The sequence below is a fragment of the Paenibacillus taichungensis genome (assembly GCF_050994985.1).
Taxonomy (GTDB): Bacteria; Bacillota; Bacilli; order Paenibacillales; family Paenibacillaceae; genus Paenibacillus; species Paenibacillus taichungensis.
The window spans coordinates 5,626,077-5,647,160 of the sequence record NZ_CP194720.1 but is presented as its reverse complement, the minus strand read 5'-3'; the positions used below and the strand labels follow the sequence as shown (position 1 = coordinate 5,647,160).

General features: G+C 46.5%; 19 protein-coding genes. 16 read left to right on the top strand and 3 right to left on the bottom strand.

Annotated elements, in window-relative coordinates; all coding sequences use genetic code 11:
* Nucleotides 1–80 precede the first annotated feature (80 nt).
* On the top strand, nt 81–710 hold the full coding sequence (gene cdaS, locus ACR1R9_RS25420; protein WP_099858713.1) for a sporulation-specific diadenylate cyclase CdaS: 630 nt from the start codon (nt 81–83) through the stop codon (nt 708–710).
* Between the two features lie 196 nt (nt 711–906).
* Nucleotides 907–2,013, top strand: a complete 1,107-nt coding sequence (locus tag ACR1R9_RS25415) for a Glu/Leu/Phe/Val family dehydrogenase (RefSeq protein ID WP_400348532.1) — start codon at nt 907–909, stop codon at nt 2,011–2,013.
* A gap of 212 nt (nt 2,014–2,225) precedes the next feature.
* Here ACR1R9_RS25415 and ACR1R9_RS25410 read toward each other — a convergent pair whose 3' ends face one another.
* Entirely contained in the window at nt 2,226–3,089 is an 864-nt protein-coding gene (locus ACR1R9_RS25410) for a LysR family transcriptional regulator (RefSeq protein WP_175382073.1), read from the bottom strand.
* Nucleotides 3,090–3,271: 182 nt separating this feature from the next.
* On the opposite strand from ACR1R9_RS25410, the gene ACR1R9_RS25405 reads away from it, so the two are divergent.
* Nucleotides 3,272–4,315 (top strand): alkene reductase, encoded by a 1,044-nt coding sequence (locus ACR1R9_RS25405; RefSeq protein ID WP_433922393.1) that lies wholly within the window; start codon nt 3,272–3,274, stop codon nt 4,313–4,315.
* 75 nt (nt 4,316–4,390) lie between these two features.
* On the opposite strand, the gene ACR1R9_RS25400 is transcribed toward ACR1R9_RS25405, so the two are convergent.
* Nucleotides 4,391–5,590: an MFS transporter gene (locus ACR1R9_RS25400; protein WP_433923654.1), complete on the bottom strand. Its 1,200-nt coding sequence runs from the start codon at nt 5,588–5,590 to the stop codon at nt 4,391–4,393.
* A 265-nt stretch (nt 5,591–5,855) separates the two neighbouring features.
* On the opposite strand from ACR1R9_RS25400, the gene ACR1R9_RS25395 reads away from it, so the two are divergent.
* Nucleotides 5,856–6,437, top strand: a complete 582-nt coding sequence (locus ACR1R9_RS25395; RefSeq protein WP_433948959.1) for a TetR/AcrR family transcriptional regulator — start codon at nt 5,856–5,858, stop codon at nt 6,435–6,437.
* A 98-nt stretch (nt 6,438–6,535) separates the two neighbouring features.
* On the opposite strand, the gene ACR1R9_RS25390 is transcribed toward ACR1R9_RS25395, so the two are convergent.
* The gene (locus tag ACR1R9_RS25390; RefSeq protein WP_433922394.1) at nt 6,536–7,660 is read right to left on the bottom strand and encodes an LLM class flavin-dependent oxidoreductase; all 1,125 of its coding nucleotides are present in this window, start codon (nt 7,658–7,660) and stop codon (nt 6,536–6,538) included.
* Nucleotides 7,661–8,018: 358 nt separating this feature from the next.
* On the opposite strand from ACR1R9_RS25390, the gene ACR1R9_RS25385 reads away from it, so the two are divergent.
* The 12 genes from ACR1R9_RS25385 to ACR1R9_RS25330 all read left to right on the top strand — a co-directional run bounded on the left by ACR1R9_RS25385 (nt 8,019) and on the right by ACR1R9_RS25330 (nt 20,856).
* Nucleotides 8,019–9,314, top strand: coding sequence for a transcriptional regulator (locus ACR1R9_RS25385; protein WP_433922395.1), 1,296 nt, complete (start codon nt 8,019–8,021; stop codon nt 9,312–9,314).
* A gap of 251 nt (nt 9,315–9,565) precedes the next feature.
* Nucleotides 9,566–10,924, top strand: a complete 1,359-nt coding sequence (locus ACR1R9_RS25380) for a transcriptional regulator (RefSeq protein WP_433948867.1) — start codon at nt 9,566–9,568, stop codon at nt 10,922–10,924.
* A 290-nt stretch (nt 10,925–11,214) separates the two neighbouring features.
* Nucleotides 11,215–11,463: an aspartyl-phosphate phosphatase Spo0E family protein gene (locus tag ACR1R9_RS25375; protein WP_433956400.1), complete on the top strand. Its 249-nt coding sequence runs from the start codon at nt 11,215–11,217 to the stop codon at nt 11,461–11,463.
* A 135-nt stretch (nt 11,464–11,598) separates the two neighbouring features.
* Nucleotides 11,599–12,108: a hypothetical protein gene (locus ACR1R9_RS25370; RefSeq protein WP_433922398.1), complete on the top strand. Its 510-nt coding sequence runs from the start codon at nt 11,599–11,601 to the stop codon at nt 12,106–12,108.
* A gap of 247 nt (nt 12,109–12,355) precedes the next feature.
* The gene (locus tag ACR1R9_RS25365; RefSeq protein ID WP_076290693.1) at nt 12,356–12,544 is read left to right on the top strand and encodes an aspartyl-phosphate phosphatase Spo0E family protein; all 189 of its coding nucleotides are present in this window, start codon (nt 12,356–12,358) and stop codon (nt 12,542–12,544) included.
* A gap of 226 nt (nt 12,545–12,770) precedes the next feature.
* Nucleotides 12,771–14,594, top strand: a complete 1,824-nt coding sequence (locus tag ACR1R9_RS25360) for a cache domain-containing sensor histidine kinase (RefSeq protein ID WP_433922399.1) — start codon at nt 12,771–12,773, stop codon at nt 14,592–14,594.
* Between the two features lie 5 nt (nt 14,595–14,599).
* A complete protein-coding gene (locus ACR1R9_RS25355; RefSeq protein ID WP_076290691.1) occupies nt 14,600–15,367 on the top strand; it encodes a response regulator transcription factor in 768 nt (255 codons plus the stop codon).
* Nucleotides 15,368–15,470: 103 nt separating this feature from the next.
* Nucleotides 15,471–16,766, top strand: coding sequence for an ABC transporter substrate-binding protein (locus ACR1R9_RS25350; protein ID WP_433922400.1), 1,296 nt, complete (start codon nt 15,471–15,473; stop codon nt 16,764–16,766).
* 27 nt (nt 16,767–16,793) lie between these two features.
* Complete coding sequence (locus ACR1R9_RS25345; protein WP_326064252.1) at nt 16,794–17,507, top strand: hypothetical protein; 714 nt, start codon at nt 16,794–16,796, stop codon at nt 17,505–17,507.
* A 204-nt stretch (nt 17,508–17,711) separates the two neighbouring features.
* A complete protein-coding gene (locus tag ACR1R9_RS25340) occupies nt 17,712–18,626 on the top strand; it encodes a carbohydrate ABC transporter permease (RefSeq protein ID WP_079695868.1) in 915 nt (304 codons plus the stop codon).
* Nucleotides 18,610–19,464 carry a carbohydrate ABC transporter permease gene (locus tag ACR1R9_RS25335; RefSeq protein ID WP_076290688.1) on the top strand — a complete coding sequence of 285 codons (855 nt, stop codon included), beginning with the start codon at nt 18,610–18,612 and terminating at the stop codon, nt 19,462–19,464. The genes ACR1R9_RS25340 and ACR1R9_RS25335 overlap by 17 nt, the downstream gene beginning before the upstream one ends.
* 54 nt (nt 19,465–19,518) lie before the next feature.
* Nucleotides 19,519–20,856: an FAD-dependent oxidoreductase gene (locus ACR1R9_RS25330; protein ID WP_433923655.1), complete on the top strand. Its 1,338-nt coding sequence runs from the start codon at nt 19,519–19,521 to the stop codon at nt 20,854–20,856.
* The last annotated feature ends 228 nt before the right edge of the window (nt 20,857–21,084 follow it).

Genomic DNA, 21,084 nt, shown 5'->3' with positions numbered 1-21,084 from the left:
TTGCATAAATGCCCGGAGCAGAGGGAAACGTATGGGTAATTATGAATGATGAGTGAGATGCCAAGGTGAGGAGGAAGAACATGATGAATCGGCAAGCAGACTGCGACAGCTCGACCATGAGGCAGAAACTCAAAGGGGACCTCCATCGTGTGGCAGATCGAATGAACCAGACGTTATCCACCTTTGATCATGACAGTGTGTGTCTGCTGGGCCAATTTGCGGAGATTCGGGCCGAGATCAAGCAGATCGAGGTGCTGGCGTCTTCCTTTTATCTGGATTGTTATCTGTCTCCCTTCACGGAGAAATTTGCCGAACTGACTGCCAGTGTACAGCATTTGTCGGATCGCAGATATGGTGCACTCATTGTAATTGAACGGGAAGTGCCGCTTGAACCAATTATCCACTCAGGGGTTGCAGTCGATGCCAGAGTCACGCATGCGTTGCTGGAATCGCTGTTTATACCTGGTGCACCTCTGCATGATGGGGCGGTGCTGATTCGGGGCAATCAGATTGTATCTGCGGGTAATGTATTACCTTTGTCACAGGCCATTGCACATGAACGGAAAATTGGCACACGGCATAGGGCTGCTCTCGGATTAAGTGAGCTGACGGATGCGGTTGTGCTGGTTGTCTCGGAAGAGACAGGTCAAGCTTCATTCGCCGTGGGAGGGGATCTGCATCCCATCAACGTGGTTGAAACCCTGCCATGATTACTGGTCGCTAGATTTTTTACCGATTCCATGCTGGAGTAAATGAACCTTTTTCCCTGTGAAGAGAGAAAGGTCTTTTTGTTACATCGTGATGTGGTTTTGCACAAACTTGATCATCATGGGTACAATAGAGGATGGAAGACGAACTGAAGAAGGCGAATTGATCGCAAAAATGGTTGGAGGAGACGGTTAACACATGAGCTGGTTTGATGCAATGGAACATCACGATTATGAGGAACTGGTACTGTGCCAGGATAGAGCCTCTGGTTTAAAAGCAATTATTGCTATTCACGATACAACACTCGGTCCAGCGTTGGGAGGCACACGGATGTGGACCTATGCTTCGGAGGAAGCTGCCATTGAAGATGCCTTGCGCCTTGCGCGGGGAATGACATATAAACATGCTGTATCCGGACTGAATCTGGGCGGAGGCAAAGCTGTAATTATCGGGGATCCGCGCCGTGACAAAAATGAAGCAATGTTCCGGGCTTTTGGCCGATACATTCAAGGACTGAACGGACGTTATGTCACCGCAGAGGATGTGGGAACGACAGAAGAAGATATGAATCTGATCTATCAGGAAACCGACTATGTCACAGGTATATCGCCAAGCTACGGCTCCTCCGGTAATCCTTCCCCGGCAACAGCCTGGGGTGTATATCGGGGCATGAAGGCTGCGGCGAAGCAAGCATTCGGCACGGATCTGCTGGAAGGCAAAACCGTGGCTGTACAAGGTGTGGGCAACGTGGCGATGCGTCTGTGCAAATATTTGTACGAAGAAGGTGCGCAGCTGATCGTTACCGATATCCATAAGGATTCCGTGAAGCAGGCTGTGGATCAATTCGGTGCAAAGGCGGTGGACCCTGCCGACATTACTGGAGTGGATTGTGATATTTATGCTCCATGTGCATTGGGCGGTACAATTAATGATGATACGTTGAAGCAGCTTAAGGCCAAGGTTGTGGCAGGCTGTGCCAACAACCAGCTGCTGGAGCCGCGTCATGGTGACAAGCTGCATGAAATGGGAATCGTATACGCACCAGACTACGTGATCAATGCAGGTGGCGTAATTAATATTGCGGATGAGCTGAACGGCTATAACGCAGATCGTGCGTGGAGCAAAGTTGGAGAGATCTACAATAATCTGGAGAAAATCTTCGAAACGTCGCGGACCGAAGGCATCGCAACGTATATTGCTGCGGATCGCCTGGCTGAACGCCGCATTGAACTGATGAAAAATACACGCAGCACGTTTCTGCAAAATGGTCATCACGCGCTGAGTTCCCGCAGACTGCGCGGGTAAATTTTAAGGATTCACATTACAATAAAATGTAAAACAGCTACAGGCAGGCATCCCCATGGTGAACTGCACCCCATTTGTTAGAGAGGAGGTGCAGTGCAATGCAATGGATGCCTGCCTTCTCTTTGAGTTTAAAGATTTTCTTGTAAGGCGTTCATCGTATGGCTCGGCTAATATTAAAAATTCTTATAACCCGAGAGCAACGAAATGTTATTTCAAAATGTAATACACTTCTGATTCAGCAGCTTCACAAATCGATCCAGCGCGCTGCTGACGTATCGATCTTCGCCACGGACAAAGGTTGTTGTGGTATGTGTGAATCGTTCGGCCAGATCATATACAGAGAACTCATCCGGTTTCTTGTGAATAACGCTGCAAGGCATAATGGTAAAAGCAACCCCCGACTCCACACAGCTAAGCAGGTTATCCATCGTGCTGACTTCAATTATATTGCGAGCAGACAAACCTTCTTCCTGCAAATATTCCTCCGTAATTTCACGGTATGGGCAGCCTTTTGGGAAAACGACCCACGAAACCTGACACAGGCTTTCGGGTGGTACGTCCATCCGTTTGGAGATGATATGAACCGTGTCTTGCATTTCATATTCCACTTTCAGACCCTCTTTCACACACGCACCACTAATAAAGGCACCGTCGATCTCATACTCCTGTATTTTCTTACGCAGCACTTTGGGTGAAGTGGCATTAACAAGTGAGATGGAGACCTCGGGATAGGTCACCTGGTATTCATTGAGAATTTCCATGAACCGGCTGGATGCTGCCGTCTCCACAATCCCGATTTTTAACGTACCTGAAGGCTCACCGGGATCAGTCATATCCTGCTCCAGATCGTTTAACAGGTCACGGATGCGTGTTGCATACTGGACAAACTGTTCTCCTTTGGAAGTCAGCACCACCCCTTTGGGAAAACGGTTGAACAACTGCACCTGATATTCCTGCTCCAGCTTTTTGATGCGTGTGGTGACGTTGGATTGTGCGTAATTCAATTCTTTGGCGGCCTGTGAGATTTTGCCGGACCGTGCCACTGCGAGAATAATATCGATATCTGAGAGTTCCATGGCTTTGGCCTCCTGAGTTGTAATGAAATGAAGTGTTAGGTATCTCTATGAGAGATACATCTATATATATCAATCATTTTACGATATATATATGCCAGCTTACAATATCGTTATCAAGAGCTTTTACAGCGCATGGAATCATGCAAAACGCTGATATTGGAGAAGGAGTTGTGATGAAAAATATGTCTACATTACTGAGCCCGGTGACGATCAACGAGTGGCATTTGAGAAACAGATTGGTGATGGCACCTCTTACCCGAGGGTTTGCCAGTGATCAGGATGGGACCGCGACGGAAGAGATGGTGGCGTATTATGAGCGACGTGCCCAGGATGGGGTGGGGTTGATCATTACAGAAGGGATTAATCCCTCGCTGGCAGGCAAAGGAACATATGGTATTCCCGGATTATATACGGCTGAACAGACCGACTCATGGAAAAAGGTAACAAATGCCGTCCATAAACACGGAGGGACCATCATCGCTCAGTTGTGGCATGTGGGCAGGCTGTCTCACTCCGATCTGATCGGTACCCTGCCACTGGCACCTTCAAGCATCCCGGCTCAAGGAAGAGTTCATAAATTGCATAAGCCATATCAGATACCTCAAGCCATGAGTGCGCAGGATATCAAGGATAGCATTCAACAATTTCAAACGGCTGCCCGCAATGCGGTACTGGCTGGATTCGACGGAATTGAGCTGCATGCAGCACATGGTTATCTGATCGACCAGTTTATCAATGAGAAGACGAACCACAGAACAGACGAATACGGAGGCGATATCCAGGGACGATTGCGTTTTCTGCAGGAGATCATTATTGCAGTTCAAAAAGAAATCAGCGTGGATCGCATTTCGGTACGATTTTCCGAGAAAAAAGATGATGACCCTTCCTATGTCTGGACAGACAAGACTGGAGTGCTGAATGCCTACCTGAATCTGTTCCGCGAGACAGGCATTACAATCCTACATCCTTCAACAGATCGGTACACCACAGTCTGGGATGGGGAACAAAATTTTCATGAGGCGATTCGCGAGCAGTGGGATGGAATCATCATTGGCGTAGGGGATCTTGAGGCAACAACCGCAGAACAGGCAGTGCAAAATTCGAGCATTGATTTGGCAGCGTTCGGCAGACCGTTTATCGCCAATCCCGATCTGGTGCAAAAATTGCGTTCGGGGCAGCAGTTGGTCGAGTACGATGCCAATGCACATTTGACTGTGTTGGTGTGAATGTAGCAAGAAAAGGGCAGAAGCTGATCCTCAAGATCACTCTGCCCTTTGTTTTGTTTACATATGGAAGGATGGTTACGGGTTACTGACGACGGTAACTTTCTTTTCCGTTAAGTAGTATACGAGTGCCAGTAGAGGCATCAACAGACCAATCAGTGTGGTGAGACTCCAACCTCCATGTGCGTAGGACCAGCTGCCAAGAGATGATCCAATTGCGCCCCCTACAAAAAAGATCGACATAAATATCCCGTTTACGCGTCCTCTTGCTTCGCTCAACGAATAGATAATGCGCTGTCCCAGCACCAAATTACCCGAAACCGCCATATCCAGCGTGATGGCAACGACCACAAGCAAAATAAGGGTAGCGGTAGAGTGACCCTGGAACAGATAGGCAAGCCCAAAAGATGCAGCCGCGATGACCATGGCGAGTCCGGTTAATATACGGGTTAAACCTTTATCCGCCCATCTTCCGGCAATAGGTGCTGCGATGGCACCCCCAACACCAGCCAGTGCAAACCAGGCAATTCCTTGCTGGGACATGCCATACTCATTGGCGAGCTGCAAGGGAACTGTGGTCCAGAACAAGCTGAAAGCGCCAAACAGGCTGGCCTGATAGAGGGCTCGGCGGCGGAGCATGGGAAATGTTTTGAGCAGGGAGCCCAATGACAGAATTAATTGTCCGTACTTCATCGCAGGTTGTGGCTGACGTGCAGGAAGTGCACGTGATAGGAGCAATGTAAGCAATACGATAATGATTGCCGAGAAGACAAAGACCGCTTGCCAGCCGAGCAGGCTTGTAATAAAACTTGCGACTGGCCGAGCCAGCATGATGCCCAGCAGTAGACCACTCATCACGTTGCCGACAACCCGTCCGCGTTGCTCCTCAGAAGTGAGGTAGGTGGCGTAGGGAACCAGAATTTGCGCAACGACTGAACTGATCCCGATGACGAGGGAAGCAGTCAGAAATAATACGGCATGGGAAGAGAAGGCAGCGGCAATCAATGCAACGACTAGAATGATGAGGCAAAAAGTTACCAGTCGCTTATTCTCCAGAATGTCACTGAGCGGAACGATAAACAGCAGGCCAATAACATAACCGATCTGTGTTAACGTCACAATCAGTCCCGCAGCAGCAGAGGAAAGCCCTGTTGTCACGCCGATTGGTCCTATAACCGTCTGTGCATAATACAGGTTTGCCGCAATCAGCCCGCACGCCGCAGCCAAAAGTAAAATCAACCAACTGGAAACTGAATTTGATTTCACATCAGTTTGCATATCCATGAGTATCACCCTCCACATGTTCTCAAATTATTTTTTATTAAAGTGAACTTGTATTGAAATTGTTAATTACTAAACGGTGCGTTTACTAATCGTAAGCATATAATAAACTAAACGTTTAGTATTGTAAATAGGCGTGGGAACTTTTTTTATGTCGAAGTAAGGTAAGAACGAAATTGTTTAATGTATCGGTGTTTTAGTATAATGAACGTATAGTTTTTATGAATTACAGATGCATTGGTTACACCAAGGAGGGCTTATGATGACAGCCAAAAGAGGGCGTCCCCGCAATGTGGAAACCCAGAATGCGATTCTTGCAGCTTCCTATGAATTATTACTGGAACACGGATTCGGAGCGATTACGATCGAAAAAATTGCTGAACGTGCTAAGGTGAGCAAAGCAACGATATATAAATGGTGGCCAAATAAAGGTGCTGTCATTATGGATGGGTACATGTCTGCGGCAAAGGCAAGATTGCCTGTACCGGATACAGGATCGGTATTTGAGGATGTGCGCATTCATGCGAGCAATCTGGTTGTTTTTTTGAGCAGCCGGGAAGGAAAAGTGATCACACAGATTGTCGGAGAGGGACAGTCTGATCCAGGGCTTGCAGCAGAATACCGAACCAGATACATTCAGCCTCGTCGGCGCGAAGCGTGGGGAATTTTTGAAAAAGGTGTAGAACGGGGACAGTTGAAAAAGGATTGTGACATCGGACTGTGCATAGACCTCGTCTATGGAGCGATGTTCTATCGCATGCTGGTGACTGGCGAAGCGATAGATACTGAATTCGTGCAGCGTTCGTTGATCTCCTTGTTTGAGGGTATTAAATCTGGATCATAGAGAAAGACATCTTGGGGGAGGGATAGGGCGATTCTTAAGAATCACCCTGGATACATAAAGGCTTGTGGATGAATGGGGATTGTGTGGAGAACTGAGAACTATACCTGGAAGATCGGTGAGATGGCTGGGGGCCATGAATCGGGAGAAGGCGAAGTGGGAGAAGGAAGAGACTCGTTCAAGAGCGGGGGCTCGTTCCATATGAAACTGGGTATTTCGCGTCGTAACACTGGCGCTACATCCTGGGCAAAGCGTTCTACCTGCTCCAACTGCTCCGCATGGCTGAGTCCATCCACGCTGATACTCAGTACCTGATGTCCATAGGCGGCATGGTAATTGAGGATTTTTTCAATGACCTGCTCTGGACTACCAATCAGTACAGGACCATGCGCAATGTTATCCTCCAGGTCCTTAAAGGGTGACTGGTTGTGCTGCGCAGCGGCCGTAGCATGAAATGCCTCATAATAAGGCGTATAACGACGGATCGCCTCTTCGCGTGTATTCGCGAGGTATAGGCTGCCTGCACCAGAGCCAACCATCGCTCGGTTCGCATCATGACCATAATAATCGAGACGCTCCCGGTAATGGTCAATTAACGCTTTGTATTTTGCCTGCGGGTGGAAGGAATTCGAGCTAAATATCGGTTCGCCATACTTAGCTGCAAGCTCGGTAGAGCGGGTGCTCGATGCGCTTCCATGCCAGATCGGAATGGATTGCTGAAGCGGTCTCGGCTGAGTAGTAACCTCTTGAAGGGGAGGGCGATACGTTCCCTGCCAGGTTACATTCTCTTCAGTCCACAGCCGTTTCAGCAGTTCGTAGCGTTCACCGAGTGAATCCCATTGTTCCTCCTCGCTAATGCCAAACAGGGGATAGTGCCGAGGATCATTGCCTTTCCCGATGATCATCTCCAGCCGTCCGCCCGATAATTGATCCAGCGTGGCATAATCCTCGGCAACCCGTACCGGATCAAGTATACTAAGAACAGTGACCGTTGTTAGCAACCGGATACGTGAAGTCGCAGCAGCGACGGCGGTCAGCACAACGGGAGGTGAGGAAGACAGAAAAGGTGCGCCATGCCGCTCACCGATCCCATATGCATCGAACCCCAGCCGTTCGGCCAGCTTGGCTTGTTCCAAAATGTTGTGAAACTTCTGTTGTGTTGTTAGTGATTCACCAGTTACGGCATTTGGAAGATTCATCATGAGACTAAATAAGGCAAATTTCATCTAACCATCCCCTTGGATTGGATTGGAAAAGCACTGGGTTGTCTAATCCTATGGAAATAGTAGGATATTCAAGCTAAAACTAACTTTACCATGTTGCCATGCATTCTTCTAATGGATTTTTTCTATAAGGCGGATTAAAGCCGCTCAAACTTAGACAAATGGGCAGGAAATTGCCACGATTTTTATTGACCGCTGTAAAATTTAGGATTAAAATTGTGCATATCATATAAATTCAAATTTATGGATTTTCATTGTGGAGGTGGGAGACATGGAACCTACAACTACGATACGCTCCTTTATTGAGGACTACATCAGGAAACAGGGCTATACCCTGCAATACTTTGCCGATATATCGGGTGTGAACGCTGGAACGTTAAGTGCGATCATCAAAGGGACGCGGCCAATCGCCATGGCTCAACTGGATCTGATTACCAAAGGCATGAAGCTGGAAGAAGGTCATTTCTACGAAATTTACGGCGCTGAGTGTTTTGTGGAGTCTGCACCACATTGGAGAAGACTGGAGCCTTTTCTGCAACGTTGCGCCGAGCTGGACAAGCTCGAATGTATCCAGAGGGTAATCCAGCAAGTGACGGATGATCGATCCTATATTTCCGAATTGTTTGAGATGGCAGAAGGCATGCTTGAGCGAGGACAAAAGAAAGCGGCCCGCATGTTATATGAATGCGTTGCGGAGTGTGAGAAGTACCAACACTCGGAACGTCTCGCGTTGTGCCAGTATCGTATTTTCACACTATCTCTCGGTCAGGATCAGCATGAAAATCTCAGGGCAGCCGTTCACTTCGAGCCATATATTAATCGGCTGGATGAAGAGCGGCAACTGGATGCGATCAAGGATCTGGCGAATACATATTTGGCTTTGAGATATTGGGACAAGTTATTTTCCCTTTCTGATGAGTTGGATCAGAAAACGAAAATTTTACAATCGTATACAAAGAAAATAACGGATAAAAGTAATCGATTAACCGCTTATCCCTTATTTGTATATAGAGCATATTCAAATTTACTTAAATCCTCCGCATGTGAGAGGCAAGGAAAATATGCAGAGGCACTACATTATACAGAGATCTATGGAGATCTCATGAAAATTTCTGAACCTGATGAGGAAGATCAGATCTATATTGATAAATTTGCAGGATGGACAGAAGCAAATACCTATCTGTACAGGCTGATGATGGGTGACTTAAATATCTTGCCAGCTTATATTAATTTCATTGAAAATAACGAAACTGAACTTTTGCCAGCAATGATTAATATTTTAGAAGCTGCTAATAAATTCGATAATAATATCGATGACATCCTTTACATGTATAACGCCCGAATTAATTCAGAAATTACTCAATTAAAGGGTTACACTGAACAGGTCAATTCGGATATGTATATCACATTTTTACTTGAGCGGACGATTTATCACCTCAATCGTAAACAATATACTGAGGGATTCAAGCAACTGGTCTATTGTCTGAAAGAATCTGTAAAGCTAAACAATCAAACTGATATTATTCGCTGTGTGGCGTTATATGAAAAATATAGGAATATAGCTACTGCGGATATTGAATATCAGTATAAATTAATAATAATGGAGGTACAGAATTATTATGATAAAAAAGAGAATCCTATATTTAATCTTGCTTAGTTTTATTCTTATAAATGTTGGTCAATTAGGTTCATATAATAATTGGTTTCCTATTGAAACACTTCTTACTGTACATGGTGGTGGAGGATTGTAGTAACCAAGCAATGAGGTTGATATATTTTAAAAGGTTTATTTCCGTAATCGGAAGTAAACCTTTTGTAATTTTGCGCAGATTGACCATTGTAAAATTCAGGATTAAAATTACATTTATTAAGAACTGATGGATCCTTAAGTTAGTTTGGTTGATGGGGGTGGGAGAATTGAAACTTGCACCTACGATACGCACATATATAGAGAATCACATAAGAGAAAGAGGATATAAACTTCAGCAATTCTCAGATGTTACGGGTGTCAACGTTGGCACTTTAAGTGCCATCCTCAAGGGTAGCAGACCTCTAGCTATGAATCAGTTGGATCAAATTACATCTGGTATGGGGTTGGAGAAGGGATACTTCTACGAAATGTACGTTGTGGAATGTTTTGTTGAGGCCGCACCTCATTGGAGGCGTTTGGAACCGTTCCTGTATCGCTGCGCTGAACTTAACAAGCTAGGCTGTATTAAAAAGGTAGTCTATCAGGTAACAGATGATCGATCCTATATTTCAGAACTGTTTGAAATGGCAGAGAATCTGTATTCCAAAGAAATGAATGAAGCGGCGCTTATTTTATATGAATGCGTAGCCGCAGGTGAGAAATATCAGCACTCGGAACGGTTGGCGTTATGCCAGTATCGTATTTTTCTTATTAATATTGGTCATGACCAAAAAGTGAATAGATTAGTTGTTTCAAAATTAGAACCATTTATAGAACGGTTAGATGAAGACTATCAGCTGGATGCAATTAAGGATCTGGCAAATGCATACTGGGGACTTCATGAGTGGGATAGAATGAGAGACTTAGCTTGCCAATTAGAAAAGCAGTCAGATGTGGCCATGAGACAAACTAAAAAGCTTACTAGTAAAACACAGTATCCACTATATGTATATAAAGCTTATTCTAACTTGCTTATTGCGAATTACCATGATTGTTCCGAAAATTATAAAGAAGCTCTTCGATATACTGATATTTATGAGAAAATCGTTGTGACTTACGGAATTAAGGATAATCTCATTGATCGAAAAATTAGATCTTTTGCTAAACTTAATAAATATTTGTATCAAGTAATGATGGGCGTACGAGAAGTTATACCTGATTACATTAATTGTATCGAGAAAGATGAAGCAGAAATTCTTCCTGCTTTGGTTAAAATTCTTCAATCAGCTAACAGGCATCAATATGATGTGGATGATTTATTGGTCAAATTTAAAAAAGAGATTGCTATCCAATTCAATGATACTTATTTAAGAGGGGGGTATACTGAACAAAGTTGGTATTATCGAAGAGTTATACTATTTTATGAGCTATCAGTTTACTACTTTAGAAGACATAGGTACGATTCTGGATCGAAGTCGCTACTTATAAGTTTGGAGTTATCCATTTTTGTTAAAGATGATGCGGCAACATTAAAGTGTATTGATCTTTATGGAGAGTTTAAAAGTCATTTATCTAAAGAAATAGAGAACCAATACAAAACATTAATCAGCTTGCTTAACCCAAATGCGAGTTTGTAAGTATCTTTAGCCTTGGAATTTTGGAATGAAATCAGGAGTGGCTACATAAATCCAACGACTGGGATACACTCTTACATGAATAATTAAATTATGAATTCAAATAAAATGTGTAAATCTGTACGAGGAATATAGAAGACTTACTAATGAAGAAATAAACGTTAAATATCAATAAATATTCAAATAGCCTACTGTTTTTGCAGTAGGCTATTTGAATATTCAATAATCAAGTCGAAAAATGGGAATTAAAGTTTTCTAAACAAATATTTTTACAAAATTCTGCAAAACAACATATGTTTTTGTCAGAACTAAGGGTTTTAAACGGAAAAATGCAGAATTCAAGATGTATTCTAAATTGTTTTAAAAAGGGGTGCATGCTTGTGAGAGAGCCGATAATCTTAAGAGACCAAATAGAGCAAAGTAGACAAGAGCTACGCCGTTTGGTAGAGAGACATGGCATGCATGATGATAAGGTCCTCAAGCAGTCTATGGTACTGGATGAACTGATTAATAAATATACTCGACTAATAGAGAAATACTAATGATAAAAGCTAGTACCCTCTTCTAAAATCCACCTATAGGTGGACCTCTTTATCCACCCGGTTGTGGACGCTAGAGCGGTGTTCTCCCTGCTATGCTTAAAGCATCAAATCAAGCAAATACAGGGGGAACAACGTATGACGACGAGCATGTGGGTTCAGATGATCATCATGTTTGCAGTTTTAGTAATCACTTCAATTGGACGAAAGCCAGTACGTTTTTATCGTTTATTGCTGCCTTTCGTTATTATGGGTTATTATGCAGCCAGATTTCTTAAAGATATGACTTTTACGGGTAACAACGTGCTGTTTTTGTTGGTCGCCGTCATTGTAGGAGCATTCTTCGGAATGATTGTGCTGGGAATAACACGTATGGAATTCGATGCAACGGCAGGTAAGTGGTATACCCGAGTGGGGATAGGTAGTGTGGTCGTTTGGGCGGTGGCATTCCTGCTACGCATTGTGCCGGTGGAATGGATCACGCATCATCCGCAGCAAGCATATCAGTATGCCATTGAGCATCAATTGGATCTTCAGAATATCGGTCCTGCATTTATATTAATGACTGCTTCTATGGTGTTGGTGCGCGTAGCAGGTATTCTAATCCGCTCCAGAGTGAGCAAAGTTCAGCATACGATTGGAACATAATTTATAACGTGTTTCTGTCTTTTGCTTCTGGGTTAAGAGTCTCTATTTCTTCGAGAGTTCGATATGTAGCTGGGTGTGAGGAATACACATCTATATATTGTAGTTGTGACAATTTTCACGGATTAATGCAAAATGTAGTGTTATGAAAGTATTCCTCTGTAAACAAACATTTTATTTTGCAAAGGAATAAAATATGAATTTTTTGGCAATGTATCCTAAAATGTTTTAAAAAGAGGGGGTGCATGCTGTGAGAGAACCGAAGCAGATTAGAGACCAAATCGAACAGAACAGGCATGAGTTAAGTCGTTTGGCGGAATATCATGGCATGCAAGACTACAAAGTCCTTCAACAATCGATGGTATTGGACGAGTTAATTAATGAATATAATCGCTTCAAATATAAAAAACACTTTATGAACAGACAGCCGATTGCATAATGCAGTCGGTTTTTTGATGCAATAGAAGAGTAGTCGACTGTAGCGATACAGTCGGCTTTTTTGTGTTTCCCCGAGAACTGCGCTTCAATCTTGAAATTCCGTACCAATCCCATGGTTGGCAGGATAGCCAACAATCATTAAAACTGGATATGATGACCCCAGTTATATCCAGATTGATCTGTGAAGGGGGATCATACAATGATCGGAGGGGGAGGGATGAACGGAAATGATGGACAAGGTACAGGGTTATTTCGGAAGAAATATGAATCTGCGCACCAAGTTGCTTCTGTTGTTCCTGGCGTTGACCTTGCTGCCGCTGAGCTTGCAGGGAGTAGTGAATTACCTGCATTTCTCGCAGACGATTGATCGCAAGACGGAGCAGTTCACCATTGATATTGTTCGCCAGATTAATACCAATCTGAATAGGCTGCTCAAGGACTTCGAGCGGTTGTCGCTCTTGCCGCTCTACGATCAGATGGTGCTTGGCATTCTGGGCAAATACAACGCTCCGATGGGATCGGGTACATGGGCGAGATCCGATGATTATCTGAAAATGAAGCTCTACACATCCGGTCAGGCGTATGACCGACCTGAAATTCGTGGCATCCATCTGATCAGCAACAGCGGCATTTTGTTCTCCAATCTGGATTCACTGGCAGTGAATCCGGTATGGGACAGCAGGCAGGATGACTGGTTTGCAGAGCTTAACGGCTCGGAAGGGGAATGGCGTCTGCTTCCTCCACACGAACCAAGCTATTACACGGGCAGTCATGAAGAGCCGTATATATCGGTTGCCCGTGAGATACGTGATCCGGGTACACTCCAGCGACTGGGCTATATTCTGATCGACATCCGGCTGGAAGCTTTCGGTCAGCTCCTGTCCAATCTGAATTTTGAGCAAAATGCGAGTCTGATGATTGTCGACAGCAAGCAGCGTCTCTTGTTCGAACGGACCTCTGCTGGAGGCCTATCCGCATACGACAAGCTGTTAAAACATGGCCAGCTTCAAGGCTACGCAGGCAACCAGAAGGTTGTCCTTGATGGGAAGCCCTATCTCTACGTACAGCACCATTCCAGCTATTCAGGACTTTCGGTGATCAGCCTTACGCCTATTGCCGTTATTCAGAAGGAGTCGGGCGAGATGCTCACGTTTACGTTTGGATTCGCTGTGTTATGTATGGCGGCTGTAGCAGTTCTCGCGGTGCTCTTATCCTATCGCATAACGAGGCCGCTAATTCGACTGAAGCACAATATGATTCGGGTGGAGCAGGGAGATTTTAGCCAGCGCGTAGCGTACTTTAGCAATGATGAGTTCGGACAGATTAGCCGGGGTTTTAACCGAATGATGGAAGAGATCAATCGACTGTTCAACGAGGTATTTCTGTTGGGCATTCAAGAGCGAGAGGCGGAGTTGTCAGCATTGCAGAGCCAGATCAATCCCCATTTTATATACAACACATTGGAGTCCATCAACATGATGGCGGTCCGCCAGAAACACGCTGAGGTGTCTGATATGGTGACGGCACTTGGCAAGCTGCTGCGTTATACGATTGATAAGGTGGACCGGAGGGTTCCGCTTCAGGAAGAATTGGCTTTTGTACAATCCTATGTACGCATTCAACAAGTACGTTATGACGGGAAGCTGGAGGTAATCTATAACATCGATGAGGCTGTTACAGAGTGTCTGATTCCCAAGCTTGTATTGCAACCGCTGGTGGAGAACGCTGTCTACCATGGCATCGAAGGGCAGGCGGATGGCGGGGTGATCTGGGTATCTGCATTGAAATTCGATGATGAGCTGCTGATTATTGTGCGTGACAATGGCAAAGGCATGGCTCAGGCGGAGATTGATGAATTAAATGAATCCATTGCTCGGCAGCCTTCCAATGAGGCATTGCGCTGTCATGCGGGGGACAGGCTTGGACTTAACAATATCGCCCAAAGGCTCCGCCTCATGTATGGAGAAGGTGGCAGCCTGAGCGTCGATGGCAGTCCAGGGCAGGGCCTGGCGGTCACGATATCCATTCAACTTCAACCGAAAGGAGAATGAAGCGCATGTATAAAGTATTGCTTGTGGAGGATGAGACGGTCATCCGTCAGGGACTGAGAGAGCTGATTGTACAGGCGGCTCCTCAGTTCGAGATAACAGGTGAAGCTTCGAGCGGAGCCGAGGCACTGGATTTTCTGAGGTGTGAAGTGCCGGATGTGTTAATCACAGATATTCGCATGCGTGAAATGGACGGGCTGACACTCGTATCCAAAGCAAGAGATATGTACCCTGAACTGCTGATGATCATCATTAGCGGGTACGGAGAGTTTGAATATGCACGTAGAGCGATGGAATACGGAGTGTTGAACTATCTGCTGAAGCCGATTGAACGTCATGAACTGGCATTATGCATCCAAAAAATTCAATTGCTGCTGGATCGCAGGTACGGCATTTCAACCCTTCCAGTCACTGAGCCATCTGGGAAAGCAGAGCACTCCGGCCGAGATACGCGGAAGATTATCCGAGATGTGAAGGAGCACATCAAGCAGCACCCCGATGGGGATCTGCGACTTCAGACCATAGCAGCACTGGTTCATCTGAACCCCACCTATCTAAGCCAACTGTTCAAGAACGAAACAGGAACCAATTACTCCGAATACATCGCTGAGGCTCGTATGGAACGGGCCAAGTGGCTGCTGGTTAACACAGGACTCAAAATCTATGATGTTGCAAGGTTATCCGGACATCAGAGTCCTAAACACTTCATGCTGGTATTCAAGCAGCAGGTGGGATGGACAGCAGGGGAATATCGTGACCGATTCAGCATTTCTTGAAATACCATACCATTTCTGTAATTGACGTGATTTATGAGCGGGCGATGTCTTCGTTATACTTTGGTTGCACATGTATACCACTAAGTCCATAAGGGGGATTTTCATGAAAAAAGCAGGACTGATATTGATACTCTTACTCATGATGATTGCTTCAATCGGGTGCACAAGCTCCAATTCCGGAAGTGATCCTGGGCAAGCAGCCGGGGAGAATGGAGAGGTTGAGCTGAAATTCATGATGTGGGGCAATCAGGCACATATGGATGTATACAACAAGCTGATTGATAGCTTCACGCAGGAAAATCCAGGCATCAAGGTGACGATGGAATCCGTTCCTTTCGCAGAATACCAGCAAAAAATTTCGGTGCTTGCCGCTGGCGGCTCTCTCCCAGATATCGCATGGGTATCGGAGCGGATGGTGCCACAGTTCAAATCCAATCATATCCTGGCTGATGTATCCGAGTTCAAGGATGATGCCCAGTTCAAGCTGGATGATTATATACCAAGTACATTGGATTTGTTCCGTGATGGCGATCAGCTGCTGGGGCTGCCTTTTTCCACACCTCCGGTGGTCATGTTCTACAATAAAACGTTGTTCGACAAAGCCGGCCTGACCGACCCCAATACACTTGCCAGCCAAGGACAATGGACATGGGAACAGTTCGAGAATTCTGCCAAGGCGATTACCAGCAAGGAGGCTACCAACCGGATCTATGGCGCCAACTTTTTTCGCGACTGGAAGACCTGGGCAGTGCTCTCCTCGTATTCATGGTCCAATGGCAGTGGTCCGTTCGACGAAGGCATGACGAAGTTCACTTGGAACGATGCCTATGGAGTACAGACTTTTGAACTGCTGGAGCGCATGATGTTCACCGATGAATCGCATCCAAAAGCAGGTGAGCAGGTCAGCTTCGATGCTGGCAATGTAGGCATGTTCTTCGATAACTACAGCTATGTTTCCAAAGCAAGAGAGATTACCGATTTTGAGTGGAGTATCGCTCCCATGCCTTCCGGCTCACAGGGCAGCGTACCGATGCTAGGGCAGGCTGGATATGCCATGTTCAACGACAGCAAACATCCGGAGGAAACCAAGAAGCTGTTGAAGTATTTTGCCAGCGAGCAGGGTATTCAGGCGACGGCCACCTATTTTGTGCCTCCGCGTACCTCTGTGCTGAACTCCGATGCGTTCATTAATCAGCCGAATAATCCGAGCAAGGAGCATATTGTGCAGGCGGTGATTAATGAAATGCCAAAAGCGCGCTTGATTCCCGGTCATATCCGTTGGCAGGATATCGACAATGCGGTGTTGCAGGGATTTGACCGACTGTTCGCCCGTTCAGCGAAACCTGAGGATAATCTGAAGCAAATGCAGGAAGAAATCCAAGGCGTGCTGCAACAATAAATCATTTTATAGAAACAGGAGGTGAGCATGATGGGCAAATTCAAGGAATTGCTTGATCAGAAATCGCTGTCACTTGTGGTCAGCTTACCCGAGAACGATCTATCTTTGGCCCGGGCAGCAATCGAAGAGGGCGCTGATGCACTGAAGGTGCATTATAATGTCGGCCATCGCGCCAGCGGGAATCATTTTGGTCCACTGGACAACTATGCCGAAGTTTTTCAGGCGATCCGTAGCGAGTTTGGAGGCCCGCTTGGGGTCGTACCATCCGGTAGTATAGATGGAGCACGGAGGGAGGACGTGGAGCGTCTCTCCGGGCTGGGTTTTGACTTCTATTCCATCTATGCACATCACTTGCCGTCCTTCATGCTGGATGACCTGGGGCTGGACCGAACGTTTGCGATCAATGACGAATATGAACCTTCCCTTGTATCGTCAGCCGCTCATTACAGATTCACAGCCCTGGAGGCATCCATTGTGCCTGGGAATGAATATGGTACACCGCTAAGCTTTGCGGACGTGCTCAAGTATCGCCGTCTGGTCTTGCAGGCGCAAATTCCGGTATTGGTTCCTTCTCAGCGTAAGCTGGTGCCGGAGGATGTTCGGGTGCTGCACGATACCGGGGTCAAGGCGATCATGCTTGGAGCGGTCGTAACAGGCAGAGCGGAGGAGCAGCTGCGAAGGGCTGTTAACGCCTTCCGTAATGCGGTGGACAATCTGAACCGTTCAGACTATATAAGTTGAACTAAACATTTACAAGAGAACGTAGAGGACAGAAATAACCTGAAGAAACGGAGTGTTCGCCTTTATCCCCGGATTTTCCTCTTTGTAAAATTGAATTAAAAAAATCTGGGGATAACAGCGATCGGAAGGTTGTTCTGTCATTGGAGTGGCAAGTGTAAATATTCGTTTCAAGGGAAGAAATTTGATAAAGGGGAGGGCCTGACTGTGACCCATTCACGCAAGCGTACAGGAAGAGGTCCGCTCGCCAGAGAGGCCCAGATCGCGGGATGGCTGTTTGTATCGCCAATGGTGCTCGGGTTTACCCTGCTGCTGCTGTTTCCCATGGGTTTGGCTCTGTACATGAGCCTGACCGACTGGCCGCTGCTGGGGGATCATCATTTTATTGGACTGGAGAATTACCGGAATGTGATGACAGACGCCATGTTCTGGAAGGTGCTTGCCAATACGGTCTATTTCACTGCGGGGCTTGTGCCGCTTAATATTGTGCTCGCGCTGCTGCTCGCGTTGCTGCTATCCAGAAGTTTGCGCGGCATCGGGATTTTTCGAACAGCTATCTTTGTTCCGGTCATGACCTCGCTGATTGTATGGTCCATCGTATGGAAGCTGATGTATGCCACAGAGTCGGGACTGATCAATCAGCTTCTGTTAATGATTGGCATCAAGGGTCCGGCCTGGCTCTACAATCAGGATCTGGCGATGCCTGCGGTTATTGTGACGAGTGTACTGAAGAATGTGGGTCTGAATATGGTGTTGTTCATTGCAGCCATTCAGCAGGTACCGCGTTCACTTTACGAAGCGGCAACACTGGACGGAGCGGGCAGAAGGGGAACCTTCTTTCACGTCACACTGCCCATGATTACGCCAACGGTGTTTTTAACCATGGTCATGACTGTGATTGGCTCGCTCAAGGTGTTTGGACAGATCTACGTCATGACACAGGGAGGGCCGAGCAACAGCACGAAGGTATTGGTCTATTATATCTGGGAAAAAGCATTCAAATTATTTCAGTTCGGCTACGCCTCTTCGCTTGCGTATGTATTGTTCTTTATCGTGCTAATCCTGACACTGCTGCAATGGCAGCTTCGAAAGAGGTGGGTATTCAATGAAGGCGATGCCTAATCCTTCGATTCGCAAGACAGGCAGTGCCCTGGGGACGTACTTGCTGCTGACACTGATCTCGCTGATCATGCTTGTTCCATTTATCTGGATGATATCGACGTCATTCAAGGAACCTCAAAGCATATTTACCTATCCACCACAGTGGATACCGGATACCTTCCGATTTCAGAACTACATCGATGTTTTTCGATTAATTCCGTTTCATCGTTTTTATTTTAACAGTGTATATATTGCTGCTGTGGTTGTGCTGGGTACGGTGTTCTTTGCATCTCTCGCCGGGTACGCATTTGCCAAAATTCCGTTCAAGGGACGTAATGTGGTATTTCTCATCCTGCTGAGTGCGATGATGATTCCCCATGAGGTGACGGCTATTCCCATGTTTCTGTTCATGCGGCAGCTGGGGTGGATTGATACACATCTTCCGCTGATTTTACTCCCGATCTTTGGGGCGGGCGGCGTGTTTGGCATCTTTGTGATGCGGCAGTTCTTCATTACGGTACCCACCGAGCTGGAAGAAGCGGCGATGATTGACGGCTGCAACCGCTTCCGGATCTATGCTCGTATTATGCTCCCGATTGCCAAGCCCGGTATGGCTACGCTGACGATCTTTACGTTTGTGACGATCTGGAATGAGTTTTTCGATCCGTTGATTTTCATTAACTCGCGAGAACTGATGACGCTGCCGCTTGGGTTATCCTTGTTCACGGATGAAGTGGGTACAGCCTGGCAATATCTGATGAGTGCCACCGTCATGGCGACCCTGCCGCTGCTGATTGTCTTTTTCCTGGCACAACGGCGCTTCATTGAGGGAGTTGCCATGACAGGACTGAAAGAGTAACCCCTGCAATAGAACGGAAGGAGTGATAGCTTGAGTGAACGGATAAGTATGAGCATGAAAAAGGAAGAAGCGGATGTGGTTGTTGTGGGAGGGGGTCCGGCGGGTATAGCGGCAGCCATCGCTGCTGGACGACAAGGTGTTCGAGTAGTACTGGTGGAACGGTACGGATTCGTTGGTGGAATGTCGACTGCCGCCATGGTCTATCCTTGGATGACCTTCCATACGGAGAGTGGTGAGCAGGTGATTCAGGGTATCGCCCAGGAAATCGTTGACCGACTACAGGAGCGCGGCGGCTCTCCGGGGCATCTTCGGGATACGGTTGGATTTGTGCATACGGTTACGCCTTACCATCCGGCGATCTATCAAGTGGTTGCGGCAGAGATGCTGCAGGAAGCAGGTGTGCGATTGTTATTGCACAGCTTCGTGGATGAAGTGGTTATGGTGAATGATCGGGTAGAGGCGGTACGTCTGACGAACAAGTCTGGCCGAATGGAGCTAAGAGCGAACGTATTCGTGGATGCCAGCGGTGATGCGGATGCGGCTTATCTTGCGGGAGCTTCTATTGCAAAGGGGCGAGATGGCGATCACCAGTCACAGCCGATGACCATGAAATTTCGAATGCGTGGTGTGGACCTTGGACGAGTGAAACAATACATGCAGGAGCACCCGGAGGATTTCTATGCTAAAACCCCTTTCTCCGAACTGGACAGTATTCCGTTAACCGGGGTGAGCGGCTTCTATTCCCAATGGAAAAAAGCAGGTGTACCGATTAACCGTGATCAGGTATTGTTTTTTACCGGCCCGGCTGAAGATGAGGTATTGATTAACTGCACCCGGGTGCAGGGGTTGGATGCTACAGATGCAGAAGATCTGACCTCTGCTGAACAGGAAGGCAGGAAGCAGGTGCTGATGATTGCTGAGTTTCTGCAGCGTGACGTGCCTGGATTCGAGCGGGCCTCGATCTCAGCGATAGCGCCACAGATTGGTATCCGTGAATCCAGGCGAATCATCGGGCATTATGCGTTGACCAAGGACGATGTGGTTGCAGGTCGAAAGTTTGATGATGTAATCGCCAGAAGTGGCTATCCGATTGATATTCATGATCCTTCGGGTCAAGGCGTCGTAGCGGCTTTTATAGAAGGAGACGGAGCATACGATATTCCGTACCGCTCTCTGATTTCCCGAAATATTCGCAATTTGCTGGCGGCAGGACGTTGCATCTCCACCACACATGAGGCCCACGCAACGACAAGGCTGACGCCAAGCTGCATGGCTACGGGGCAGGCGGCGGGAACAGCAGCCGCTTTAGCTGTTCAGATGAAGCTAGATCCGTTGGAGCTACCGGTAGCGTTGCTGCAAAAGAAACTACGCCGTAACGGAGCAGCGATCTAGGGGATGAGCTGATTGTGGGCGAATCATTAGTAATGGGAGTGAGTTTTAATTGAATCGCTGGGGCGTAAATTTTAACGAACCTGAGACGTCTAATTTTGGGATATCAGCTGATATGAAAAATGTAACGAATTTCAGTGAAGCTATTTCACTCAAAACACTGAAATAGCAGGTAAAAGCCGGGGTAATCGGAGGAATAGAGCATCTACGATTCGTTAGATTCGAAACGGT

What these genes read in the sequence shown, in the direction of transcription:
- ACR1R9_RS25400 (WP_433923654.1), bottom strand. Translation starts at nt 5,590, where the DNA reads ATGCAAACTGATGTGAAATCAAATTCAGTTTCCAGTTGGTTGATTTTA.
- ACR1R9_RS25355 (WP_076290691.1), top strand. Translation starts at nt 14,600, where the DNA reads ATGTATAAAGTATTGCTTGTGGAGGATGAGACGGTCATCCGTCAGGGA.
- ACR1R9_RS25350 (WP_433922400.1), top strand. Translation starts at nt 15,471, where the DNA reads ATGAAAAAAGCAGGACTGATATTGATACTCTTACTCATGATGATTGCT.
- ACR1R9_RS25360 (WP_433922399.1), top strand. Translation starts at nt 12,771, where the DNA reads ATGATGGACAAGGTACAGGGTTATTTCGGAAGAAATATGAATCTGCGC.
- ACR1R9_RS25405 (WP_433922393.1), top strand. Translation starts at nt 3,272, where the DNA reads ATGTCTACATTACTGAGCCCGGTGACGATCAACGAGTGGCATTTGAGA.
- ACR1R9_RS25370 (WP_433922398.1), top strand. Translation starts at nt 11,599, where the DNA reads ATGACGACGAGCATGTGGGTTCAGATGATCATCATGTTTGCAGTTTTA.
- ACR1R9_RS25410 (WP_175382073.1), bottom strand. Translation starts at nt 3,089, where the DNA reads ATGGAACTCTCAGATATCGATATTATTCTCGCAGTGGCACGGTCCGGC.
- cdaS (WP_099858713.1), top strand. Translation starts at nt 81, where the DNA reads ATGATGAATCGGCAAGCAGACTGCGACAGCTCGACCATGAGGCAGAAA.
- ACR1R9_RS25335 (WP_076290688.1), top strand. Translation starts at nt 18,610, where the DNA reads ATGAAGGCGATGCCTAATCCTTCGATTCGCAAGACAGGCAGTGCCCTG.
- ACR1R9_RS25345 (WP_326064252.1), top strand. Translation starts at nt 16,794, where the DNA reads ATGATGGGCAAATTCAAGGAATTGCTTGATCAGAAATCGCTGTCACTT.
- ACR1R9_RS25375 (WP_433956400.1), top strand. Translation starts at nt 11,215, where the DNA reads ATGTTTTTGTCAGAACTAAGGGTTTTAAACGGAAAAATGCAGAATTCA.
- ACR1R9_RS25395 (WP_433948959.1), top strand. Translation starts at nt 5,856, where the DNA reads ATGACAGCCAAAAGAGGGCGTCCCCGCAATGTGGAAACCCAGAATGCG.
- ACR1R9_RS25390 (WP_433922394.1), bottom strand. Translation starts at nt 7,660, where the DNA reads ATGAAATTTGCCTTATTTAGTCTCATGATGAATCTTCCAAATGCCGTA.
- ACR1R9_RS25415 (WP_400348532.1), top strand. Translation starts at nt 907, where the DNA reads ATGAGCTGGTTTGATGCAATGGAACATCACGATTATGAGGAACTGGTA.
- ACR1R9_RS25330 (WP_433923655.1), top strand. Translation starts at nt 19,519, where the DNA reads ATGAAAAAGGAAGAAGCGGATGTGGTTGTTGTGGGAGGGGGTCCGGCG.